The 895-nt window shown below is 56.6% G+C and carries 1 protein-coding gene; it reads left to right on the forward strand.

From position 1 onward, the window contains the following. Positions 1–838, forward strand: an 838-nt coding sequence (locus L0976_RS28545; RefSeq protein ID WP_234190772.1) for a transposase, incomplete at its 5' end; no start/stop codon positions are given. Positions 839–895: the final 57 nt, after the last annotated feature.

Genomic DNA, 895 nt, shown 5'->3' on the forward strand with positions numbered 1-895 from the left:
CGATCAGTACGGCTATTTCAGCATTCTGCCGATCAGCCCGACCGAGAGCGAGGCAGCCTATGTTCTCGACGGCCTGTTCGACCACGACACCATCCTGGAGATCGAGGAGCACTTTACCGATACCGGAGGTGCGAGCGATCATGTATTTGCCCTCTTCACTCTGATCGGAAAGCGTTTTGCGCCTCGGCTGCGCAATCTCAAGGACCGGAAGTTCCATACTTTCGAAAAGGCCGACTCATATCCAGCACTGGCCAACCATATCGGCGCGCCGATCAATACCGCCCTCATTCTGGAACACTGGGATGACCTTCTCCATCTGGCGGCATCAATCACGACACGCTCTGTTGCGCCCTCAATGATCCTCAAAAAGCTGGCGGCATCCTCGAAACCGAGCCAGTTGGCGAAAGCCCTGCGTGAGCTCGGGCGCATCGAGCGATCCCTGTTTATGATCGAATGGTATTCCAACCCGGCACTTCGCCGGCGATGTCAAGCCGGTCTTAACAAAGGAGAATCCGCCCACAAGCTCAAGCGGGCCGTTTTCTTCCATGAGCGCGGCGAAATCCGCGACCGATCGTTCGAAAGTCAGGCATTCCGTGCCTCGGGCCTCAACCTTGTCGTCAGCGCCATCGTCCACTGGAATACCGTTTATCTCAGCCGTGCCGTAGCCCATCTGCGTCAAAGTGGTCGAACTATCCCCGACATATTGCTCAAGCATGTCTCGCCACTCAGCTGGGAGCACATAAATCTCACCGGCATCTATTCCTGGGACACCGAGCAGCAGATGCCCGAAGGCTTCAGGCCATTGCGACTTCCTGGAAGAATCCTCCGCGCTGCATGACGTTCCCGCTCCGTTCGGTCTTAGCGTACGATTTCGAGCAGCTCTTGTTCTGACCCC

This window comes from Shinella sp. NM-101 (assembly GCF_021401195.1).
Classification (GTDB): Bacteria; Pseudomonadota; Alphaproteobacteria; order Rhizobiales; family Rhizobiaceae; genus Shinella.